Annotated in this window: 22 protein-coding genes; 13 read left to right on the plus strand and 9 right to left on the minus strand. The window is 56.5% G+C overall.

Features of this window, described 5'->3' with window-relative positions; translation table 11 throughout:
- The first annotated feature begins 149 nt into the window (after positions 1–149).
- From msrA to araC, 5 genes are all read left to right on the plus strand, one after another.
- Positions 150–788, plus strand: coding sequence for a peptide-methionine (S)-S-oxide reductase MsrA (gene msrA / locus ACOI7Z_RS18400; RefSeq protein ID WP_087848665.1), 639 nt, complete (start codon positions 150–152; stop codon positions 786–788).
- 180 nt (positions 789–968) lie between these two features.
- The gene (locus tag ACOI7Z_RS18405; protein WP_086076026.1) at positions 969–2,306 is read left to right on the plus strand and encodes a hemolysin family protein; all 1,338 of its coding nucleotides are present in this window, start codon (positions 969–971) and stop codon (positions 2,304–2,306) included.
- Positions 2,307–2,506: 200 nt separating this feature from the next.
- Positions 2,507–3,739 (plus strand): oligosaccharide MFS transporter, encoded by a 1,233-nt coding sequence (locus ACOI7Z_RS18410; RefSeq protein WP_032454642.1) that lies wholly within the window; start codon positions 2,507–2,509, stop codon positions 3,737–3,739.
- Positions 3,740–3,757: 18 nt separating this feature from the next.
- Positions 3,758–5,767: a beta-galactosidase gene (locus ACOI7Z_RS18415; protein WP_087848664.1), complete on the plus strand. Its 2,010-nt coding sequence runs from the start codon at positions 3,758–3,760 to the stop codon at positions 5,765–5,767.
- Between the two features lie 30 nt (positions 5,768–5,797).
- Positions 5,798–6,670, plus strand: a complete 873-nt coding sequence (gene araC, locus ACOI7Z_RS18420) for an arabinose operon transcriptional regulator AraC (protein ID WP_023291739.1) — start codon at positions 5,798–5,800, stop codon at positions 6,668–6,670.
- A 61-nt stretch (positions 6,671–6,731) separates the two neighbouring features.
- Here araC and ACOI7Z_RS18425 read toward each other — a convergent pair whose 3' ends face one another.
- Positions 6,732–6,938, minus strand: a complete 207-nt coding sequence (locus ACOI7Z_RS18425) for a DUF1107 domain-containing protein (protein ID WP_002886707.1) — start codon at positions 6,936–6,938, stop codon at positions 6,732–6,734.
- 323 nt (positions 6,939–7,261) lie between these two features.
- Here ACOI7Z_RS18425 and ACOI7Z_RS18430 point away from each other — a divergent pair, with 323 nt between their 5' ends.
- Positions 7,262–7,819, plus strand: a complete 558-nt coding sequence (locus tag ACOI7Z_RS18430) for a YtfJ family protein (protein WP_023291738.1) — start codon at positions 7,262–7,264, stop codon at positions 7,817–7,819.
- On the opposite strand, the gene cysQ is transcribed toward ACOI7Z_RS18430, so the two are convergent.
- Positions 7,809–8,552 (minus strand): 3'(2'),5'-bisphosphate nucleotidase CysQ, encoded by a 744-nt coding sequence (cysQ, locus tag ACOI7Z_RS18435; RefSeq protein ID WP_023291737.1) that lies wholly within the window; start codon positions 8,550–8,552, stop codon positions 7,809–7,811. The genes ACOI7Z_RS18430 and cysQ overlap by 11 nt on opposite strands.
- A gap of 192 nt (positions 8,553–8,744) precedes the next feature.
- On the opposite strand from cysQ, the gene cpdB reads away from it, so the two are divergent.
- On the plus strand, positions 8,745–10,688 hold the full coding sequence (gene cpdB / locus ACOI7Z_RS18440; RefSeq protein ID WP_087848663.1) for a 2',3'-cyclic-nucleotide 2'-phosphodiesterase: 1,944 nt from the start codon (positions 8,745–8,747) through the stop codon (positions 10,686–10,688).
- A gap of 54 nt (positions 10,689–10,742) precedes the next feature.
- On the opposite strand, the gene ACOI7Z_RS18445 is transcribed toward cpdB, so the two are convergent.
- Positions 10,743–11,114 carry a winged helix-turn-helix transcriptional regulator gene (locus ACOI7Z_RS18445; protein ID WP_032429258.1) on the minus strand — a complete coding sequence of 124 codons (372 nt, stop codon included), beginning with the start codon at positions 11,112–11,114 and terminating at the stop codon, positions 10,743–10,745.
- 90 nt (positions 11,115–11,204) lie between these two features.
- Here ACOI7Z_RS18445 and ACOI7Z_RS18450 point away from each other — a divergent pair, with 90 nt between their 5' ends.
- The 4 genes from ACOI7Z_RS18450 (at position 11,205) to ytfE (ending at position 14,748) form a co-directional block, all read left to right on the plus strand.
- On the plus strand, positions 11,205–12,053 hold the full coding sequence (locus ACOI7Z_RS18450) for an SDR family oxidoreductase (protein ID WP_087848662.1): 849 nt from the start codon (positions 11,205–11,207) through the stop codon (positions 12,051–12,053).
- A gap of 78 nt (positions 12,054–12,131) precedes the next feature.
- Positions 12,132–12,956, plus strand: coding sequence for an AraC family transcriptional regulator (locus ACOI7Z_RS18455; RefSeq protein ID WP_085551701.1), 825 nt, complete (start codon positions 12,132–12,134; stop codon positions 12,954–12,956).
- Between the two features lie 75 nt (positions 12,957–13,031).
- Complete coding sequence (locus tag ACOI7Z_RS18460) at positions 13,032–14,003, plus strand: DMT family transporter (protein WP_044525189.1); 972 nt, start codon at positions 13,032–13,034, stop codon at positions 14,001–14,003.
- A gap of 82 nt (positions 14,004–14,085) precedes the next feature.
- Positions 14,086–14,748 carry an iron-sulfur cluster repair protein YtfE gene (gene ytfE / locus ACOI7Z_RS18465; RefSeq protein WP_048296476.1) on the plus strand — a complete coding sequence of 221 codons (663 nt, stop codon included), beginning with the start codon at positions 14,086–14,088 and terminating at the stop codon, positions 14,746–14,748.
- Positions 14,749–14,852: 104 nt separating this feature from the next.
- Here ytfE and cycA read toward each other — a convergent pair whose 3' ends face one another.
- Together cycA and fklB are read right to left on the minus strand one after the other, a co-directional pair.
- On the minus strand, positions 14,853–16,256 hold the full coding sequence (gene cycA / locus ACOI7Z_RS18470; protein ID WP_080901605.1) for a D-serine/D-alanine/glycine transporter: 1,404 nt from the start codon (positions 16,254–16,256) through the stop codon (positions 14,853–14,855).
- A gap of 305 nt (positions 16,257–16,561) precedes the next feature.
- Positions 16,562–17,182, minus strand: a complete 621-nt coding sequence (gene fklB, locus ACOI7Z_RS18475) for an FKBP-type peptidyl-prolyl cis-trans isomerase (RefSeq protein ID WP_002886687.1) — start codon at positions 17,180–17,182, stop codon at positions 16,562–16,564.
- A gap of 219 nt (positions 17,183–17,401) precedes the next feature.
- Here fklB and ACOI7Z_RS18480 point away from each other — a divergent pair, with 219 nt between their 5' ends.
- A complete protein-coding gene (locus ACOI7Z_RS18480; RefSeq protein WP_023291729.1) occupies positions 17,402–18,076 on the plus strand; it encodes a LysM-like peptidoglycan-binding domain-containing protein in 675 nt (224 codons plus the stop codon).
- Positions 18,077–18,184: 108 nt separating this feature from the next.
- Here ACOI7Z_RS18480 and rplI read toward each other — a convergent pair whose 3' ends face one another.
- The 4 genes from rplI to rpsF are packed head-to-tail and all read right to left on the minus strand — an operon-like array spanning position 18,185 to position 19,623.
- Complete coding sequence (gene rplI, locus ACOI7Z_RS18485; RefSeq protein ID WP_004206464.1) at positions 18,185–18,634, minus strand: 50S ribosomal protein L9; 450 nt, start codon at positions 18,632–18,634, stop codon at positions 18,185–18,187.
- A 41-nt stretch (positions 18,635–18,675) separates the two neighbouring features.
- The gene (gene rpsR / locus ACOI7Z_RS18490) at positions 18,676–18,903 is read right to left on the minus strand and encodes a 30S ribosomal protein S18 (protein WP_000135199.1); all 228 of its coding nucleotides are present in this window, start codon (positions 18,901–18,903) and stop codon (positions 18,676–18,678) included.
- A gap of 4 nt (positions 18,904–18,907) precedes the next feature.
- Complete coding sequence (gene priB / locus ACOI7Z_RS18495) at positions 18,908–19,222, minus strand: primosomal replication protein N (RefSeq protein WP_002885722.1); 315 nt, start codon at positions 19,220–19,222, stop codon at positions 18,908–18,910.
- Positions 19,223–19,227: 5 nt separating this feature from the next.
- Positions 19,228–19,623, minus strand: a complete 396-nt coding sequence (gene rpsF / locus ACOI7Z_RS18500; RefSeq protein WP_008807174.1) for a 30S ribosomal protein S6 — start codon at positions 19,621–19,623, stop codon at positions 19,228–19,230.
- 341 nt (positions 19,624–19,964) lie between these two features.
- On the opposite strand from rpsF, the gene ACOI7Z_RS18505 reads away from it, so the two are divergent.
- Positions 19,965–20,240, plus strand: a complete 276-nt coding sequence (locus tag ACOI7Z_RS18505) for a DUF1471 domain-containing protein (protein WP_004206463.1) — start codon at positions 19,965–19,967, stop codon at positions 20,238–20,240.
- The last annotated feature ends 95 nt before the right edge of the window (positions 20,241–20,335 follow it).

The following is a 20,335-nucleotide window of genomic DNA, read 5'->3' on the forward strand; positions in this document are numbered from 1 at the left end:
AACAAAACCCTAACAACGTAGGGTTGAAAAAGTGGCAATAACCCAAATAATTCTTATGTATTAATCTAGACGTATTACGCGTATTTATTGTGTTAAAAGACACGCTTCGTTACAACCTTAACGACGATTTCTGTATTGAGAGGCCCACCGTGAGTCTATTTGATAAAACGCATCTTGTCGCCCAGGCGGATGCGCTGCCTGGACGCAATACCCCAATGCCTGTGGCGACGCTCCACGCAGTTAACGGCCACTCGATGACCAACGTCCCGGCGGGGATGGAAGTCGCGCTGTTCGCCATGGGCTGCTTCTGGGGAGTTGAACGTCTGTTCTGGCAATTGCCGGGGGTTTACAGCACCGCCGCCGGCTACACTGGCGGCTATACGCCCAATCCGACCTATCGCGAAGTGTGCAGCGGCCAGACCGGTCACGCGGAAGCGGTTCGCGTGGTCTACGATCCGCAGGTCATCAGCTATGAGCAGTTATTGCAGGTGTTCTGGGAAAATCACGACCCGGCGCAGGGAATGAAACAGGGTAACGACCACGGCACCCAGTACCGCTCGGCGATTTACCCGTTGACGCCGGAACAGACGGAAGCGGCAAAGGCCAGCCTCGCGCGCTTCCAGGCGGCGATGAACGACGCGCACGATACCCGGCACATCACCACTGAGATCGCCACCGCCAAACCGTTCTACTATGCCGAGGACGATCACCAGCAGTATCTGTATAAGAACCCGCACGGCTATTGCGGCATCGGCGGCATTGGCGTCTGCCTGCCGCCTCAGGCGTAATTCTGATTTCCGCCTCAACAGCGAGGCGGTTAATGAACGCTCTGGCGGCTTTACATTCCCTTACGCTATACTACCCAGTGTGACAGCCGGTCCAGCGCCTTCGGACCGGTTTTTTATGTATTCCACATTTGAGTTATCAACTTCCCTTCCGAGGATCTGACCTCAACGGTCAGAAAAGATATGTTAAACAGTATTTTAGTAATACTCTGTCTGATAGCCGTCAGTGCCTTTTTTTCGATATCGGAAATCTCACTGGCCGCCTCACGTAAAATCAAACTGAAACTGCTGGCCGATGAAGGCAACGTCAACGCACAGCGGGTGCTGAAGATGCAGGAGAACCCGGGCACCTTCTTTACCGTTGTGCAGATTGGCCTTAACGCCGTCGCCATTCTGGGCGGTATCGTGGGCGACGCGGCCTTCTCCCCGGCGTTTTATAGCCTGCTCAGCGGGTATATGTCACCGGAGCTCTCCGAGCAGCTGAGCTTCATCATCTCTTTTACCCTGGTCACCAGCTTGTTCATCCTGTTTGCTGACCTGACTCCGAAACGCATCGGTATGATTGCGCCCGAAACCGTGGCCCTGCGCATCATCAACCCGATGCGCTTCTGCCTGTTAGTCTTCCGCCCGCTGGTGTGGTTGTTTAACGGCATGGCTAATATGATCTTCCGCATCTTCAAACTGCCGATGGTGCGGAAAGACGATATCACCTCCGACGATATCTATGCCGTGGTTGAGGCCGGCGCGCTGGCCGGGGTGCTGCGCAAGCAGGAGCATGAGCTGATTGAGAACGTGTTCGAGCTGGAGTCCCGCACCGTTCCTTCCTCCATGACCCCACGTGAAAGCGTCATTTGGTTTGATTTGCATGAAGACGAGCAGAGCCTGAAGAATAAAGTGGCCGAGCATCCGCACTCGAAGTTCCTCGTCTGTAATGAAGATATCGACCATATTATCGGCTACGTCGATTCCAAAGATCTGCTGAACCGCGTGCTGGCGAACCAGAGCCTGGTGCTGACCGGCGGCGTGCAGATCCGCAACACGCTGATCGTCCCGGATACCCTGACCCTCTCCGAAGCGCTGGAAAGTTTCAAAACCGCCGGGGAAGACTTCGCGGTGATCATGAATGAATATGCGCTGGTGGTCGGGATCATCACCCTTAACGACGTGATGACGACTTTGATGGGCGATCTCGTCGGCCAGGGGCTGGAAGAGCAGATCGTCGCTCGCGATGAAAACTCGTGGCTGATCGATGGCGGTACGCCGATTGATGACGTGATGCGCGTGCTGGATATCGACGAGTTTCCGCAGTCCGGGAACTACGAGACCATCGGCGGCTTTATGATGTTTATGCTGCGTAAAATCCCCAAGCGCACCGACGCGGTGAAGTTCTCCGGCTATAAGTTCGAGGTCGTGGATATCGACAACTACCGTATCGACCAGCTGCTGGTGACCCGCATCGATAACAAGCCAACGGTGCTGGTGCCCAAGCAGTCGGAAGCGGTGGAAAGCCAGAACGCCTGAGCGTCATCTTTTCTCTCTCTTAAGGGCGGATGATCATCCGCCCTTTTTATTGCCCGAATGTGAAGCGGCTCACGCCCCTCTGCCGATAGCAGATTATTACTGCTCCATAGCGAAACGTTCATGACTCCCCCGTGCGCAAAAAGGTAACGTTGCTCGCGTCTACACGATCATATTCCTGAATAAAGGAAGCGAGGGTTACCATGATAACGTCGAATAAAAATTACTTTATCAGCTGTCTGTTTTTCCTGTTTTTCTTTATAGGCTGGGGATGCTGCTACCCCTATTTATCACTGTGGTTAACGGAAACCATCGGTATTAACTACACGGACGTCGGTCTGGTTTATTCTTTCACCGCCATTGTGGCCGTCTGCGTTCAGCCATTATTCGGTTTTATATCGGATAAGCTGGTGTATCGTAAGAATTTGATGTGGATGCTGGCGATCATTATCACCTTATTCGCCCCATACTGGATCTATGTCTTCGCGCCTCTGTTAAAAATAAATGTGTTCCTCGGCGCACTGGCTGGCGGCCTCTATATTGGCATGGCCTACGGCGCAGGCTGCGGGATTTGCGAAGCCTACATCGATAAGGTCAGCCGCGCCTCCGGCTTCGAATTTGGTCGGGCGAGGATGTTCGGCGGCATCGGCGCCGCGATCGGCACCTTTGCGGCAGGAAAGCTCTACGGCATCGATCAGAACATGATTTTCTGGCTGGCCAGCGCGGCAGGTGTCTGCCTGCTGGTGATTGTCTGGAAAATGCAGATCAGCACCCATCAGCAGCAGGGGCTACTGTCTGGCAAAACGTCTCCGGTCACCCTCCGCGATGCCGCCTCGCTGCTGAAAATTAAAAAATTCTGGTTCTTCGCGCTCTATGTGATTGGCGTGGGCGCGGTCTATGAAACCTATGACCAGCAGTTCGCTATCTACTACAGCCACTTCTTTGAGAGTAAAGCCCGGGGCGCAGAAGTCTTCGGTTATTTAACGACAGGGCAGATTTTCCTTGATGCCGTCGTCATGTTCTTTGCGCCGTGGTTTGTGAATAAAATCGGCCCCAAAAATGCGCTGTTATACTGCGGGCTGATTATGAGCTTGCGCATTATCGGTTCCGCGTGGGCTATTGGCCCGATATCCATCAGCCTGATTAAACTTCTCCATGGATTCGAAAGCTCGGTGTTACTCGTCGCGGCGCTTAAATATATTACCGCTAACTTTAACCCCCTGCTTTCTGCGACGGTTTACTTAATTGGTTTTCAGTTTTCAAAAAGCTTTAGCTCTATTTTCCTCTCCACCGGCATCGGCCATATGTACCAGAGAATGGGCTTTACCAGCAGCTATATCGTGCTGGGAAGTATCGCCCTGTGCTTCACGCTCATTTCGTTTATCACGCTGGATAAAGCGCGCGTGTTCTCTTCACAACCTGTGCCCGCAAATTAATGTCAGGAGGTAGTCTGCATGTCTCAGTTATTTTATGGCGTGGCGTATTACGATGAATATATGCCGGAAGATCGGCTGGCCAAGGATATTGCCTTAATGCGCGAAACCGGCATTAACGTAGTGCGTATCGCCGAGTCCACATGGAGTACGCTGGAACCCGAAGAGGGCCAGTACAATTTCTACCATATCGACCGGGTGCTGGCGGCGATGCATGAGGCCGGCATCGCGGTCATCGTCGGGACGCCGACCTACGCGGTCCCGGCCTGGCTGGCGGCGAAACATCCCGATATTCTGGTCACCACCGTCACAGGGCAGCAAAAGTATGGCCCACGGCAGATCATGGATATCGTCAACCCGACCTTTCGCCGCTATGCCGAAAAAATTATCCGCACGCTGATGGCGCATGTGCAGCACCATCCGGCAATTATCGGCTGGCAACTGGATAACGAAACCAAGCATTACGACAATATCGGCCGCTATATGCAGGAGGGCTTTGTGCGCAGCCTGCAGGAGAAATATCCTGACCTCCGGCAGCTAAATCACGATTTCGGTCTGGATTACTGGAGCAACCGCATTGACCGCTGGCAGGATTTTCCGCCGGTGGAAAATACCATCAACGCCAGCCTCGCCTGCGCCTTTTTCCGTTATCAGCGCCAGCAGGTCACCGAGTATCTGGCCTGGCAGGCGGAGATCGTGCGCGAGTACGCCCAGCCGCACCAGTTCGTCACCCACAACTTCGATTTTGAATGGCGCGGTTACTCTTACGGCGTGCAGCCGCGGGTCGACCATTTTGCGGCAGCGCAGGCACTGGATATCGCCGGTGTTGATATCTATCACCCGAGCCAGGCGCACCTGACCGGGCGGGAAATCGCCTTCGGCGGCGCCATCACCCGCTCGCTTAAGCCGGGCCAGAACTACTTCGTGCTGGAAACGCAGGCGCAGGGTTTCGCCCAGTGGACTCCCTTCCCGGGCCAGCTGCGCCTGCAGGCGTTCAGCCATATCGCCTCCGGCGCCGCCATGGTCTCCTACTGGCTTTGGCATTCGATTCATAACGCCTTCGAAACCTACTGGAAGGGGCTGCTCAGCCACGACTTCTCGCGTAATCCGACCTGGCAGGAGGCCACCACTATCGGGGCTGACTTTGCCCGCCTGTCGCCGCAGCTGGCGGAGCTGAAGGCCGAAAACGACGTTGCGCTGCTGATAAGCAATGAGGCAATGGACGCCCTTAACCAGTTCCGCCCCGGCGACGCCGAGGGCAATATTTATAACGATATTTTCCGCCGCTTCCACGATGCGCTGTATGACCACAATATCAGCCTCGATATCATCCACGACGTCAACGAGGAGACCTCTCGCTACCGGGTGCTGATCGTTCCCGGCCTGTACGCTGCCGATGATAGCCTGCTGGCGCGTATCAACCACTATATCGCCGAGGGCGGCAGAGCGCTTATCGGCTTTAAATCGGGCTTTAGCGATGAAAACGTCAAAGTGCGCCGCAGCGCGCAGCCTGGGATCCTGCGGCAGAGCTGCGGCGTCAGCTACAGCCAGTTCACCCTGCCGGAAGGGACAACGGTAAGCTCATGCTGCGCGGATATTGATTGCCGCAACGACAATCAGGCTGAGCTGTGGATGGAGCTGCTGACGCCCGATGCCGGGACCCGCACTCTGCTGCGCTATCAGCATCCGGCATGGGGCGAGTACGCGGCCGCCACCGAAGCGGATTATGGCCGGGGACGAGCGATGTACGTTGGCTTCCTGCCGCAGAAGCGATTGATTAGCCAGCTGTTTGATGTACTCACTGCCGATCTCGCATTGCGCTCGCGCACTTCCGCCTATCGCTACCCATTAGTGGTCAAAAAGATGCGTAATCGTGCCGGGAAAACCATCCACTTCCTGTTCAATTACTCTGGCGAGACGCTCGATTTCGGTAGCGAAACGGCGGGGAACGACCTGCTGAGCGGGGAAACAGTGCGCTGCGGCCAGCCGTTGCGCCTCAGGGCATGGGAATTTACTATCATCGAAAGGTAATGACGCTGCGACGCTCAGGTGGGGGAGAGAATGGAACTTGATATCAATGAGCTACTTAATTTCTCGCCATTGATGAAAACCTTTACCTTCAATGCCTGGGTTGTCGCGGGCTTCACGCCGATAACCCGCGGCTCCAAACTGGACTACTACATTAATCGTCCGCAGGGGATGAAAGGTTACATCATCAATCTGACCCTGCGTGGCCAGGCGCGGGCGAAAGCGGGCGATGGCTTTCTTCTGTGTCGGGAAAACGATCTGCTGCTGTTTCCCCCCGGCGTGCCTCATCATTACGGCAGAGACGAACACAGCGAGTATTGGGACCATCTCTGGATCTACTTTATTCCCCGCCCCTACTGGATAGACTGGCTAAAATGGGACCAAACCACGCACGGCATCGGCAAAACGACCGTTGCTGACCCCGACCAGCTCCAGCACCTGCGCGATCTGTTCCATGAAGTGATACGCCACCACTCGGCCTCCGCGCCGCTGTCGGAAGCGCTGGCGATGAACGCCCTGGAAAGGTTGATCCTCCGCTGTTTTCAGCAACAGCCCATCAGCAACCGCCACGCCCACGATCCGCGAATTAACGCCGTCTGCGACTACCTTAACGCCCATATCGCGCAAGAGGTAAAAATCGAGACCCTGGCGGCGATGGTATTTATCTCTCCTTCACGTCTGGCGCACCTTTTCAAAAATGAGCTGGGGCAGACGGTTTACGCCTGGCGTGAAGCTCAGCGCATCAACCGCGCCAGGTGGCTCATTCAGAGCACCACACTCCCGCTTAACAAGATTGCCTTATCGGTGGGTTACAGCGATCCGGTCTATTTCACCCGCTTGTTTCGTAAACACAACGGCATTCCACCGGGGGAGTATCGCAAACGCTATGCGGAGATGAAGGGCTGAAAACATCAACGGCCCCCATCGGGAGCCGTCTTTTACCTACTACGTACTGCTACGTGTCAGGTTATGCCATCTCAGTTTGCAGACGCAACACCTGACGATTGACTTCGGACATCACTGACAGATGCAGCTTGTCCTTGACCTTCGGGATAAGGATTTTGCCCTTATCAAATTCAAATGCGCCAACGTCCTTGATGTACAACCGTCCACGAAACAGGATCTTCACGTACTTCGCCACTTGCAGCGGATTGTAGCGTTGGAAAATTTTCATTCTTCTCTCCTGCCAGGGTTACGCTCCTGTGGTGCCACAGTTAGCCCACGTATCGGGAGCGCAAATTTTAATGCCCTAAAACTATAGTCCAGAATCTCAGAGGGACCCAGTGTGTATAAGTTTATTTACCGTTTGATGACAATAATTCAGAATTTTCGTTTCGGACATACGATGAAGTAAGTATAAGTCGCCGTTTTTCGACTAATTTGTGCGTCAACACGCAAACTGGCATCCTCATTGCGGGTAATCGTCGCCAATCGCACTTATCATTAAACGAGACCAAGTGGTCGGATCACCTGCACAAAAATGATTAAGGATTCCGCATGACCCTACGTAGCATACTGGCCGCCTCGTTACTCCTCTTCCCGCTGCTGGCCTCAGCGCATAACTTTGTCGACGGCCAGCGCGTGGCGCCGGTCGGCGTCGCGGATCGGGGCGAACTTATTCTGGATAATGATAAGTTTAGCTATAAAAACTGGAATAGCTCGCAGCTGGTGGGAAAAGTGCGAGTCATCCAGCACATCGCTGGTCGCTCGTCAGCAAAAGAGAAAAATGCCAACCTGATCGAGGCAATTAAAGCGGCGAGCTTCCCACACGATCGCTATCAGACCACCACCATTGTCAATACCGACGATGCCATTCCGGGCACCGGCATGTTCGTGCGCAACAGTATCGAGAGTAATAAACAGCTCTTCCCGTGGTCGCAATTTATCGTCGACAGCAACGGGCTGGTGCGAAAAGCCTGGCAGCTGGACGAGAAGAGCTCCGCGATTGTGGTGCTGGATAAGAGCGGGCGCGTACAGTGGGCCAAAGACGGCGCGCTCACCCAGCAGGAGGTGCAGCAGGTGATCGACCTGCTGCGTAAGCTGCTTAATAAATAGAGACCCGGAAGCCGGGGTTGAGGAAGGATTCACGCGGCGTGTAGTCGAGGGTTTTCCCCTGCCAGTCGTGAACATGCGCCCCGGCGGCGACCGCGACCGCATGGCCGGCGGCGGTGTCCCAGGTGCTGGTCGGCCCGAAGCGCGGATAGAGCTGGGCCTGACCTTCCGCCACCAGGCAGAACTTCAGCGAGGAGCCGATAGAGGTGGTCTGGTGCTCGCCCAGCTGCTCAAGGTACTCCTGCAGCTCGGGATCGTTGCCATGGGAGCGGCTGATCACCACCAGCGGCGGGCGGGCATCGCGGACCTGGATCTGCTTGCGCACGCCGCACTCTTCTTTCCAGGCTTTGCCTTTTTCCGCGCTGTACATCACCTTCATCACCGGCGCGTAGACCACGCCCAGCGTCGGCTTGCCGTTTTCAATCAGCGCGATATTGACAGTGAACTCGCCGTTACGCTTAATAAATTCTTTGGTGCCGTCCAGCGGGTCGACCAGCCAGTAGCGCTGCCAGTGCTGACGCACTTCCCAGGCCGGCGGGTCCTCTTCCGACAAAACAGGAATGGTGGCATCCAGCGCCTGCAGGCCGCTGACAATGACTTTATGCGCCGCGATATCCGCCGCCGTGACCGGAGAATCATCTTTCTTGCTGGCGACGTTGATCGGTTGGTTTCCATCGTAAACTTCCATGATGGCATCGCCCGCGTTCCGTGCAAGCTGACATACTTGTTCTAACATTCTCCACCTCGTCTGGTTACAGTGGCGTTAACTCGTTGTTTTATTTATATCGCATCACCGCAAGTTCCGCTATCTGTGATAACGATGGCGGTTTCGCTGCCCACTTTTCTGGCAAGATTCACATTTCTGTAAGCAACAGAATATAAATACATTTTCTTCTGTGCTATCGCTCATAAAAAAAGGACGCCTCTGATGATGAAGTTTAGCGCAACGCTCCTGGCCACGCTGATCGCCGCCAGCGTCAGCGCCGCAACGGTCGACCTGCGGATCATGGAAACCACCGATCTGCACAGCAATATGATGGACTTTGACTATTACAAAGATGCCGCCACGGAGAAATTCGGCCTGGTGCGTACCGCCACCCTGATCGAACAGGCGCGGGCAGAAGCGAAAAACAGCGTACTGGTGGATAACGGGGATGTGATCCAGGGGAGCCCGCTGGGCGACTACATGGCCGCTAAGGGGCTGAAAGAGGGCGATGTTCATCCGGTGTATAAGGCGATGAACACCCTGAATTATGCCGTCGGCAACCTGGGCAACCATGAATTCAACTACGGCCTCGACTTCCTGCACAAAGCGCTGGCCGGGGCGAAATTCCCCTACGTGAACGCCAATATCATCGATGCCAAAACCGGCAAACCGATGTTCACCCCCTACCTGATCCAGGACACCCCGGTTCAGGACAGCGACGGTCAAACCCACACCCTGCGCATCGGCTATATCGGCTTTGTGCCGCCGCAGATCATGACCTGGGATAAAGCCAATCTTAGCGGCAAAGTGACGGTCAACGACATTACCGAAACCGCGCGCAAATATATCCCGGAGATGCGGGCGAAAGGCGCTGACGTGGTCGTGGTGGTCGCGCACTCCGGCCTCTCCGCCGACCCGTATCAGGCGATGGCCGAGAACTCGGTCTACTACCTAAGCCAACTGCCCGGCGTTGACGCCATCATGTTCGGCCACGCCCACGCGGTGTTCCCCGGCAAAGACTTCGCCAACATTAAAGGCGCGGATATCGCCAGAGGGACGCTGAACGGCGTGCCGGCGGTAATGCCGGGAATGTGGGGCGATCACCTCGGGGTGGTCGATCTGGTGCTGAACAACGACAGCGGAAAATGGCAGGTGACTCAGAGTAAAGCGGAAGCGCGGCCAATCTACGACGCGGTGGCGAAGAAATCGCTGGCGGCGGAAGACGGCAAGCTGGTGGCGGTGCTGAAAGCCGATCACGACGCCACTCGCGAGTTCGTCAGTCAGCCGATCGGCAAGTCCGCCGACAACATGTACAGCTATCTGGCGCTGGTGCAGGACGACCCGACGGTGCAGGTGGTCAACATGGCGCAAAAAGCCTACGTCGAACACTACATTCAGGGCGACCCGGATCTGGCGAAACTGCCGGTGCTCTCCGCCGCCGCGCCGTTTAAAGTCGGCGGGCGTAAAAACGATCCGGCGAGCTTCGTGGAAGTGGAAAAAGGCCAGCTCACCTTCCGCAACGCCGCCGACCTCTATCTCTACCCGAACACCCTGGTGGTGATGAAGGTCAGCGGGAAGGAGGTCAAGGAGTGGCTTGAGTGCTCCGCCGGGCAGTTTAACCAGATAGACCCGGCCAGCAGCAAGCCGCAGTCGCTGATCAACTGGGACGGCTTCCGCACCTATAACTTCGACGTGATTGACGGGGTGAACTACCAGATCGACGTTAGCCAGCCGGCCCGCTACGACGGCGAGTGCCAGATGATCCATCCGCAGGCAGAGCGCATCAAGGGCCTGACCTTCAATGGCAAACCGGTCGATCCGCAGGCCACTTTCCTGGTCGCCACCAATAACTATCGCGCCTACGGCGGTAAATTCGCCGGCACCGGCGAAAACCATATCGCCTTTGCCTCGCCGGATGAAAACCGTTCGGTGCTGGCGGCGTGGATTGGCGCGCAATCGAAGAAGGATGGCGCGATCTATCCGGCGGCGGATAACAACTGGCGCCTGGCGCCGATCCACAGTAAGACGCCGCTGGATATTCGTTTTGAGACCTCGCCTGGCGACAAAGCCGCGGCGTTTATCAAAGAGAAAGCCCAGTATCCGATGCGCCAGGTGGCCGCCGATGATATCGGCTTCGCCATTTATCAGCTGGATTTGAGTCAGTAATGCCTGTTCCCCGGTGGCGTTGCGCTTACCGGGGCTACAGGGAGTGATACATTTTCACTCCCCGTGGCTCGCCAGCACCGCGGGCAGATTAACCTCGATCCAGTCCGCCAGGGCGGCCACCTTATCGCTCACCTGCAGACCGAGCGGCGTCAGGCTATATTCAACGTGCGGCGGCACCACCGGATAAGAGACGCGGTCGATAAAACCATCCTGCTCCAGGGCCTGCAGCGACTGCGCCAGCATCTTTTCGCTGACCCCGCCCATTTTGCGCCGCAGATCGCTGAAGCGATGGGTCCCCTCGCGCAGCGCCACCAGAATCAACACGCCCCAGCGGCTGGTGACATGTTTAAGCACATCGCGCGACGGGCACTGTTCCGCAAACAGATTGCCGTTGCGCAGTTTATCGCTCAGCGTCGGTTCGGCCATTTTCATACTTACCTTTTTGTACGTACTTACTAAAAGTTAGTTAAGGTGTTAGCTTACCACAACTGCCAATAAACACGAAGGAGAAGCCTCATGATCGCCCTTACCGGTGCCACCGGCCAGCTTGGCCACTACGTTCTGCAAGACCTGCTTAAAACCGTCCCTGCCAGCCAGATTGTGGCGATTGTCCGCAACCCGGCCAAGGCCCAGGCGCTCAGCCAGCAGGGCGTCGTCGTCCGCCAGGCCGATTATAGCGACGAAGCGGCATTGACCGCCGCGCTGCAGGGCGTGAATAAACTGCTGTTAATCTCCTCCAGCGAAGTCGGCCAGCGTGCCGTACAGCACCGCAACGTCATCAACGCCGCCAAAGCCGCTGGGGTGACATTCATCGCCTATACCAGCCTGCTGCACGCCGACACTTCGCCGCTGGGCCTGGCCGCAGAGCATATTGAAACCGAGCAGATGCTGGCCGACTCTGGCATCGCTTACGCCCTGCTGCGCAATGGCTGGTATACCGAAAACTATCTGGCCAGCGCGCCGCCGGCGCTGGAGCACGGCGTGTTTATCGGCGCCGCCGACGAAGGTAAAATTGCCTCCGCTACCCGCGCGGATTATGCCGCCGCGGCTGCCCGCGTTATCTCCGGTGAAGGCCATGCAGGGAAAGTTTACGAACTGGCGGGCGATAACGCCTGGACGCTGAGCGACCTGGCTGCCGAGCTGAGCACGCACAGCGGGAAAAACGTGGTCTATCAGAACCTCAGCGAAGCCGACTTCGCCGCCGCGCTGAAAAGCGTCGGCCTGCCGGCGGGTCTGGCGGATATGCTGGCGGACTCCGACGTCGGCGCCTCGAAAGGCGGGCTGTTTGACGACAGCCACACCCTGAGTACATTGATCGGCCGTCCGACCACTTCCCTTGCCGAAAGCGTGAAAGGCATGCTGTAACCGCCCCTCTCAGCTTTTGCGGTTGCGTCCCGGCGGTTCCTCTCTCATATTGAAGAGATCAACCGTCGGGAGGCAGGCATGCAGGGCGTACCACCCCAATTTAGTGATGAAAAAGATCGTGCGCGCTTTCGCCATCTCGAACAGCTGCCCGGGGTGGAGCTTTACCACGCCCATATCTCCCGCTACGCCTTTGAACCTCATACTCACGAAGCCTTCGGCATCGGCGTGATTGAGCAAGGCGCCGAGCGCTTTCGCTACCGTGGCAGCCAGCATATCGCCGCCGCGAACGCCATTGTTACCATGAATCCCGACGAGCTGCACACCGGCGAAGCGGAAACCGCCGACGGCTGGCGCTACCGGATGATTTATCTGGAGCCGGACCGTCTGGAGGCCATCACCGGGGTGCGCGACTGGTGGTTCAGCGAGGTGGTCCGCGAGGATCCCCTGCGGTCCCGGCGGATTGGCCAGCTAATATATGGCCTGTGGCACAGCGACGATGCGCTGGCCCAGCAGGGAATGCTGCTCGACCTCATCGACACCTTCCGCCCTCTGGCCCACCATGCCTCGGCGCAGGGCGAGACAGGACATCGCTTCGACCGCGTGCGCGACTACCTGCACGATAACTATATGCGCCCCATCACCCTCGACGAGCTGGCTCAGGTGGCGACGCTTAGCCCGTACCACTTTCAGCGCCAGTTTAAAGCCCACTATCATGTGACGCCCCATCAGATGTTGATGGCCATCCGCCTGTGGCGCGCCAAGGCGTTTCTCACCCACGGCATGCCCGCCGCCGAGGTGGCGATAGCCGTCGGCCTTACCGACCAGTCTCATCTGACCCGCGCCTTCACCCAGCGTTACGGCATTACGCCGGTACGCTATCAGAAGCAGGTCGCCAGGCGCTGATGCGCAATCTCATACAATATTCCCGCCCGCCCTCCTTCTACACTGCAGACAACCGTGATGACAATGGATGCAATGATGATTAGTGGTGTGTTGTACGCCCTGCTGGCGGGGCTGATGTGGGGATTAATCTTTGTCGGGCCTTTGCTGGTGCCCGAGTATCCGGCGATGCTCCAGTCGATGGGACGCTATCTGGCGCTGGGTCTGATCGCCCTGCCGCTGGCATGGCTCGGGCGCGCGCGTTTGCGCCAGCTGAGCCGGAACGACTGGTGGACCGCGCTGGGTCTGACGATGATGGGAAATCTTATCTATTACGTCTGTCTGGCCAGCGCCATTCAGCGCACCGGGGCGCCGGTCTCCACCATGATTATCGGCACGCTGCCGGTGGTATTGCCGGTCTTCGCCAATCTGCTCTACAGCCAGCGCGACGGAAAGCTGCCGTGGCGGCGCCTGTTTCCGGCGCTGGTCTGCATCGCCGTCGGCCTGATCTGCGTTAACGTCGCGGAACTGCGCCAGGGGTTGCCTGATTTTAGTCCGTGGCGCTACGGCTCCGGCATTGCGCTGGCGCTGGGGTCGGTGGTCTGCTGGGCCTGGTATGCGCTGCGCAACGCCCGCTGGCTGCGGGAGAATCCGCATCAACCGCCGATGATGTGGGCTACCGCTCAGGCGCTGGTGACGCTTCCGGTTTCGCTGGCAGGTTATCTCGCCGCCTGCGCCTGGCTGCACGGTCAGCAGGCCGGGTTCCCCCTGCCCTTCGGCCCGCGCCCGGCGGTGTTCATTACGCTGATGCTGGCCATCGCGGTGCTCTGCTCATGGGTCGGCGCGCTGTGCTGGAATATTGCCAGTCAACGGTTGCCGACGGTGATCCTCGGGCCGCTTATCGTTTTCGAAACCCTGGCCGGGCTACTGTATACCTTTCTGTTGCGGCAAAGTTTACCACCGCTGCTGACCCTGAGCGGTATCCTGCTGCTGGTGCTCGGCGTGGTCTCCGCCGTACGCGCCAGGCCGGACAAACCGACGTTGCAACCGCTGACGCACGAAAAAAAGTAGCCGGGCCCTCTTAAGGGGTATTCCCTCGCCATAAAGATGCATTTAAAATGCACCTTATATTCCTGATGACGAGGTAACTGCTATGGCTTTCCGTGACCAACCTTTAGGCGAGCTGGCGCTGTCCATCCCCCGCGCCTCCGCCCTGTTCCGTCAATACGATATGGACTACTGCTGCGGCGGCAAACAGACGCTGGCGCGCGCCGCATCGCGTAAAGCGCTGGATGTCGCGGTGATTGAAGCCGAGCTGGCGAAACTGGCCGAGCAGCCCGTCACCCACGACTGGCGCGCGGCGCCTCTCGCGGAGATTATCGACCATATCATCGTTCGCTATCATGATCGGCACCGCGAACAGCTGCCGGAGCTGATCCTGCAGGCCACCAAGGTGGAACGGGTCCATGCCGATAAACCGAACGTGCCGAAAGGGCTGACGAAGTACCTGACCATGCTGCAGCAGGAGCTCTCCAGCCACATGATGAAAGAGGAGCAGATCCTGTTCCCGATGATCAAACAGGGGATGGGCGCCCAGGCCGGGGGCCCCATCAGCGTGATGGAAAGCGAACATGACGAAGCGGGTGAACTGCTGGAGGTGATCAAACATATCACCCATAACGTGACGCCGCCGCCGGAAGCGTGCACCACCTGGAAAGCGATGTATAACGGTATCAACGAGATGATTGACGATCTGATGGAGCACATCAGCCTGGAAAATAACGTGCTGTTCCCGCGTGCCCTCGCAGGAGAATAACGAAAAAGGCGCCCGCAGGCGCCCTCGACATTGTCCGTCTTATTTGGCCACTCCGGGTGGCCTTTTTTATGACGGTCCGTTGCAAGCAACGTTAAAATGTTCTTTTATTTCGCCAGACGTTTTTTGCCGGCAAACAGCCAGCCCGCACCCAGCAGAACGAACCACAGCGGGGTGACCATCAGCGCTTCACGGGTGTCATCTTCGAGGGTCAACAGCACCAGTACAAAGACGAAGAAGGCCATGCACACCCAGCACATTAATTTGCCCAGCGGCATCTTATATTTGGACTTCTCGTGCAGCTGCGGACGCTGTTTACGGTAGACCAGATAAGAGCAAAGGATGATGGTCCAGACGAACATGAACAGGATCGCCGACACCGTGGTGATCATGGTGAACGCGGCGATCACGCTCGGGTTGACCATCAGCATCACCACACCGCCCAGCAGGCACATGCAGGAGAAGGTTAAGCCCTTCGCCGGCACCGCACGCTTCGACAGCTTGGCGAACATCTTCGGCGCCTGACCATCCTGCGCCAGACCGAACAGCATACGGCTGGTGGAGAAGACGCCGCTGTTGGCCGATGAGGCTGCGGAAGTCAGCACCACGAAGTTAATCAGGCTCGCCGCCGCCGGCAGACCAACCAGCACGAACAGCTCAACGAACGGGCTCTTGCTCGGCACCACGGAGCTCCACGGCGTCACCGACATAATCACAATCAGCGCAAAGACGTAGAACATAATGATACGCAGCGGGATGGAGTTAATCGCTCGCGGCAGGGATTTTTCCGGGTCTTTGGTTTCGGCCGCGGTTGTACCGACCAGCTCAATCCCCACGAAGGCGAATACCGCAATCTGGAAGCCGGCGAAGAAGCCGCTCAGCCCTTTCGGGAACCAGCCGCCGTCATTCCACAGATGCGCGAAAGAGGCTTCGACGCCGGTCGGCGATTTGAAATGCATCATGACCATCACCAGGCCGACCACGATCAGCGCCACGATGGCGACGATTTTGATCATCGCGAACCAGAACTCCATTTCGCCAAACATTTTAACGGTGGCGAGGTTCAGGCCCAGCAGCAGCAGGATCACCGCCAGCGACGCGACCCAGTCGGAGAGTCCGGGAAACCAGAACTGCGCGTAGGCGGTGATCGCCACCACGTCCGCCATCCCCGTCACCACCCAGCAGAACCAATAGGTCCAGCCGGTAAAGTAGCCCGCCCAGGGACCCAGCAGATCGGCCGCAAAGTCGCTGAAGGATTTATATTCGAGGTTCGACAGCAGTAATTCGCCCATGGCTCGCATAACGAAAAACAGCATAAAACCGATAATCATATAAACAAAAATAATGGATGGCCCGGCAAGGCTGATGGTTTTGCCAGAACCCATAAATAATCCAGTGCCGATCGCCCCGCCAATTGCAATCAGCTGAATATGTCGGTTTGTGAGATTTCGCCGTAGCGACTGTTCAGTCGGCTCCTGCTCGACAGCAGCGACTTTAACCTGATCTACCATGTGATTTCTTCCTGTTGTACCTGTCTGTGTTGTTCAGGCTCTGATGGCCTGTCGTCTGTCATTAACCCCAGCAAGGGCTAGTCGATATTAGGTAAGAATCGGAGGGATGAATACTATGATTTAGATATAATGTTAATTTTATGTTTAAAGTGAGTGTTATATCACTCATCTAACGCGAAATAGCTCACAAAAATACACCCATACGCGATGAATGCAAAACATAATTCCAATTAATTTTTAACTTAAGGATTTTACGCTATTTTTGTGGCTTCCCCCGCCGCCGGGGAAGAGGAAGCCTCTGCTGTTTAGATAATATCCAGCAGTTCAACTTCGAAGATCAGAGTGCTGAACGGAGGGATCGACGCGCCAGCGCCGCGCTCGCCGTAGGCCAGGTTGTGCGGGATGGTCAGTTCCCATTTGGAACCTACCGGCATCAGGGTCAGCGCTTCAATCCAGCCGCCGATTACGCCGGTCACCGGGAACTCTGCCGGTTCGCCGCGGGCGACGGAGCTGTCGAAGACGGTGCCGTCGATCAGTTTACCGGTGTAGTGCACGCGTACGCGGTCGGTACGGGCCGGGATCGGGCCTTCGCCCTGGGTCAGCACGCGGAACTGCAGACCGGACTCGGTGCTGTTCACACCCTCTTTCTCGCGGTTTTCATCAAGGTATTTCTGGCCGTCAGCGGCCATCGCCTGGAAACGCTCGCGACGCACGGCGTCGGCGCGCTCGTGGATTTCACGCAGCGCACGGTGGACGGCTTCTACCGGCACCTGCGGCTGGTTACCTTCCAGCGCATCGGCGATACCCGCCACCAACGCTTCCGGCAGCAGCCCCTGCAGGCCGGATTCGCTCAGCTGTTGTCCAACCTGCAAGCCGATACCGTAACTTGCCTGCGCTTCGATAGTGTCAAAAGTTGGGGTTGCCATCTTTGTTCCTTTTTTGGGTGATAAACATCAAGAGAAAAGCGTCCGGAAGCATAACAGCCATAGCGAAATGGGTAAAACTTTGTCGGCGGATGATGACAAATCTCAGCGAAAAAGAAACAATAGGCGGCATCAGGTTAACTTCACTTTGTTCCGGTCATCAGAACGTTAGCCATCTATACTCATAGGCAGGATAAAAATATGCGGAGCAGGAGGAAAGCCATGCCCGGGCGCTTTGAACTGACATCTACCCTGGCGAAAATCTGGCACGCCCCGGATCATTTTCGCCTCCTGGACCCACTGCCCCCGATGCACCGCCGGGGAATTATCGCTGGCTTCCTGTTGGTGATTATCGGCATTCTGCTTCCCTCAGACGATAGCCAAAACCCGGCGTCCACCAGCCGTGAAGCAAACCTGAATCTGCAGTCGCAGTCCCAACCGCAAGCTGGCGGCAATCAGGCCGTTCCGCTGCCGCCGATCACCAATACGCCTACCGTGAGCGATGCCGACCAGATGGCGCCGGTCGCCCCGGAGCCGATTCAGGATGAGCAGCCGGATCAGGCGCAGACGCAGCAGCCCGCCGCCTCCCAGCCCTATCAATCCTCATCGCAGCAGTCCGCGCCGGGTATTGAACAGCAATGGCGGACCTATCGCATCGAGTCAGGCAAAACCCTGGCCCAGCTGTTCCGCGATCATGGGCTGCCGGCCACCGACGTTTACGCCATGGCGCAGGTTGAAGGCGCAGGTAAACCATTAAGCACGTTGCAGAGCGGACAGACGGTGCAAATTCGGCAGAACGCCAACGGCGTGGTCACCGGGCTCACTATTGATACCGGCAACGGCCAGCAGGTGCTGTTTACCCGCCAGTCGAACGGCAGCTTTGTGCGTGCGCGCTAGCAGCGAAGACGACAGCGAGCGTTACGCCGCCGCAAAATGAAGGGCGCTAAAAAGCAAAACGCCGGCACAAGGCCGGCGATTTGTTGTTACCAGAACGTCAGAGGCCGATTACTCAGCAACCACGTTGATGATAACTTTAGCGAAAACTTCGCTGTGAACCTGGAAGTCCACTTCGTGCTCGCCAACGTTACGCAGAACGCCGTTCGGCAGGCGAACTTCGCTCTTAGCAACTTTAACGCCTGCTGCAGTGACAGCATCAGCGATGTCGCGAGTACCGATGGAACCGAACAGTTTACCTTCGTCGCCAGCTTTAGACGCGATGGTTACGGATTCCAGGGCGTTGATCTGCGCAGCACGAGCTTCAGCAGCTGCCAGAACGTCAGCCAGTTTGGCTTCCAGTTCAGCGCGACGTGCTTCGAAGAATTCAACGTTTTTCTTGGTAGCAGGAACAGCTTTACCCTGCGGGACCAGGAAGTTACGAGCATAGCCCGCTTTAACGTTAACCTGATCACCCAGGCTACCCAGGTTTGCTACTTTATCAAGCAGAATAACTTGCATTACCTTATCCTCTCAAAGTCGTATTAATGGACCGTGACCGATTACTGATGACGATCAGTGTACGGCAGCAGGGACAGGTAGCGAGCGCGTTTGATAGCGCGAGCCAGCTGACGCTGGTATTTTGCACGGGTACCGGTGATACGGCTCGGGACAATCTTACCGCTTTCGGTGATGTAGTTTTTCAGCGTAGCGATATCTTTATAGTCGATCTCTTGAACGCCTTCCGCGGTGAAACGGCAGAACTTGCGACGACGGAAATAACGTGCCATATGGCTAGTCTCCAGAATCTATCAATTCAATCTGCTCGGCATGCAGAACCATTTTGCTCAAGCCGTTCTTTGCCTTATGGCAAGAGATGAACCCTCGAACGGTTACTGCGCTACCGACCGTTATACTGTGAGTAATGGCCTGGTTCTCGTGACCGCTAATAATAACGGGCATCTGACACCATGCCTGCCGGTGAAAACCGGCTTCCTCCTGCACTGAACGATGCTCAAGCACGAACTGGCAGTGAGGAATTCCTGACGGGCTGACCTTACGAAGTGGAGTCCTGCAAATAATGCCGGACAGCTCCAGACGGTTGGTCATCAGGATTACTCTTCAGAATCCCCAGCTTCAGAATCATCTGCGGTTTCGTTGGCGAAATCTTCGCGACGCTCACGGCGCTCGTCTTTCGCTTTAACCATCGGAGATGCTTCGGTAACAGCGTGCTTAGTACGCATTACCATGCTGCGGATAACGGCGTCGTTGAAGCGGAAGTTAGTTTCCAGCTCATCGATCGCTTCCTGCGGCGCTTCAACGTTCAGCAGAACGTAGTGAGCTTTGTGCAGTTTGTTGATCGGATAAGCCAGCTGACGGCGGCCCCAGTCTTCCAGACGGTGGATCGTACCTGCTGCTGCAGTGATTGCACCAGTGTAACGTTCGATCATGCCCGGAACCTGTTCGCTCTGGTCAGGATGGACCATAAAAACGATTTCGTAATGACGCATCGAATTGCTCCTTACGGATTATTCAGCCTCCTGTCTGGGTCAGCCGCGGCCCATGGAGGCAAGGAACGTGTTAAAGGGCGGCTGAAAAATTGACGCGTCATTCTAATGGCGGCCCCCCAGGAACACAAGCGCATTTGCACAAATAATTCGCACTAAGCGCCAAGTGGCGCTAAGTGGGTGATTTAAAATTAACCAGCAAAGGAAGCGGCATTTTTTTGAACAACTGCATCAGAAAAGGTCGCGATACGCCGTTCAATCAGCGATTACACTTAAATCAGAAACCCAATGACCACAGGAGAGCCCCGAGTCAGCGTCAGGACTGTCAGTCAGGAGCGTAGTATATGAAACTGAAAATCATCGCCATGATGGCTGCGCTTTTCTTCAGCGCCAACGCGTTGGCAGCTATCCAAATCACCGAACGACAGGCCCGCAACATGGACGATGTGCAGAGCCTCGGCGTTATCTATATCAATCACAATATGGCCACTGAGCACGAGGCCGAACAGGCCCTTAGCCAGTTGAGCGATGCGCAGGGGGCGAAATATTTTCAGCCCATCCTGATGCACGAACCAGAAACCAACGGCCCGCTTCGCGCCAGCGCGGTGATTTACCGCTAACGCCAAGTCAATTCTTCGCCTCTCCTCGCGAGGGGCGAAGCAAGGCCAGCGGCTAAACGCAATTGAGAATTATTTTATAAACCAACTTATCAGCG

The organism is Klebsiella sp. C283 (assembly GCF_048822555.1).
Lineage (GTDB): Bacteria > Pseudomonadota > Gammaproteobacteria > Enterobacterales > Enterobacteriaceae > Klebsiella > Klebsiella quasipneumoniae.

Coding starts and splice junctions, on each gene's coding strand:
- ACOI7Z_RS18405 (WP_086076026.1), top strand. CDS start 969: ATGTTAAACAGTATTTTAGTAATACTCTGTCTGATAGCCGTCAGTGCC.
- ACOI7Z_RS18410 (WP_032454642.1), top strand. CDS start 2,507: ATGATAACGTCGAATAAAAATTACTTTATCAGCTGTCTGTTTTTCCTG.
- ACOI7Z_RS18415 (WP_087848664.1), top strand. CDS start 3,758: ATGTCTCAGTTATTTTATGGCGTGGCGTATTACGATGAATATATGCCG.
- araC (WP_023291739.1), top strand. CDS start 5,798: ATGGAACTTGATATCAATGAGCTACTTAATTTCTCGCCATTGATGAAA.
- ACOI7Z_RS18425 (WP_002886707.1), bottom strand. CDS start 6,938: ATGAAAATTTTCCAACGCTACAATCCGCTGCAAGTGGCGAAGTACGTG.
- ACOI7Z_RS18430 (WP_023291738.1), top strand. CDS start 7,262: ATGACCCTACGTAGCATACTGGCCGCCTCGTTACTCCTCTTCCCGCTG.
- cysQ (WP_023291737.1), bottom strand. CDS start 8,552: ATGTTAGAACAAGTATGTCAGCTTGCACGGAACGCGGGCGATGCCATC.
- cpdB (WP_087848663.1), top strand. CDS start 8,745: ATGATGAAGTTTAGCGCAACGCTCCTGGCCACGCTGATCGCCGCCAGC.
- ACOI7Z_RS18445 (WP_032429258.1), bottom strand. CDS start 11,114: ATGGCCGAACCGACGCTGAGCGATAAACTGCGCAACGGCAATCTGTTT.
- ACOI7Z_RS18450 (WP_087848662.1), top strand. CDS start 11,205: ATGATCGCCCTTACCGGTGCCACCGGCCAGCTTGGCCACTACGTTCTG.
- ACOI7Z_RS18455 (WP_085551701.1), top strand. CDS start 12,132: ATGCAGGGCGTACCACCCCAATTTAGTGATGAAAAAGATCGTGCGCGC.
- ACOI7Z_RS18460 (WP_044525189.1), top strand. CDS start 13,032: ATGATTAGTGGTGTGTTGTACGCCCTGCTGGCGGGGCTGATGTGGGGA.
- ytfE (WP_048296476.1), top strand. CDS start 14,086: ATGGCTTTCCGTGACCAACCTTTAGGCGAGCTGGCGCTGTCCATCCCC.
- cycA (WP_080901605.1), bottom strand. CDS start 16,256: ATGGTAGATCAGGTTAAAGTCGCTGCTGTCGAGCAGGAGCCGACTGAA.
- fklB (WP_002886687.1), bottom strand. CDS start 17,182: ATGGCAACCCCAACTTTTGACACTATCGAAGCGCAGGCAAGTTACGGT.
- ACOI7Z_RS18480 (WP_023291729.1), top strand. CDS start 17,402: ATGCCCGGGCGCTTTGAACTGACATCTACCCTGGCGAAAATCTGGCAC.
- rplI (WP_004206464.1), bottom strand. CDS start 18,634: ATGCAAGTTATTCTGCTTGATAAAGTAGCAAACCTGGGTAGCCTGGGT.
- rpsR (WP_000135199.1), bottom strand. CDS start 18,903: ATGGCACGTTATTTCCGTCGTCGCAAGTTCTGCCGTTTCACCGCGGAA.
- priB (WP_002885722.1), bottom strand. CDS start 19,222: ATGACCAACCGTCTGGAGCTGTCCGGCATTATTTGCAGGACTCCACTT.
- rpsF (WP_008807174.1), bottom strand. CDS start 19,623: ATGCGTCATTACGAAATCGTTTTTATGGTCCATCCTGACCAGAGCGAA.
- ACOI7Z_RS18505 (WP_004206463.1), top strand. CDS start 19,965: ATGAAACTGAAAATCATCGCCATGATGGCTGCGCTTTTCTTCAGCGCC.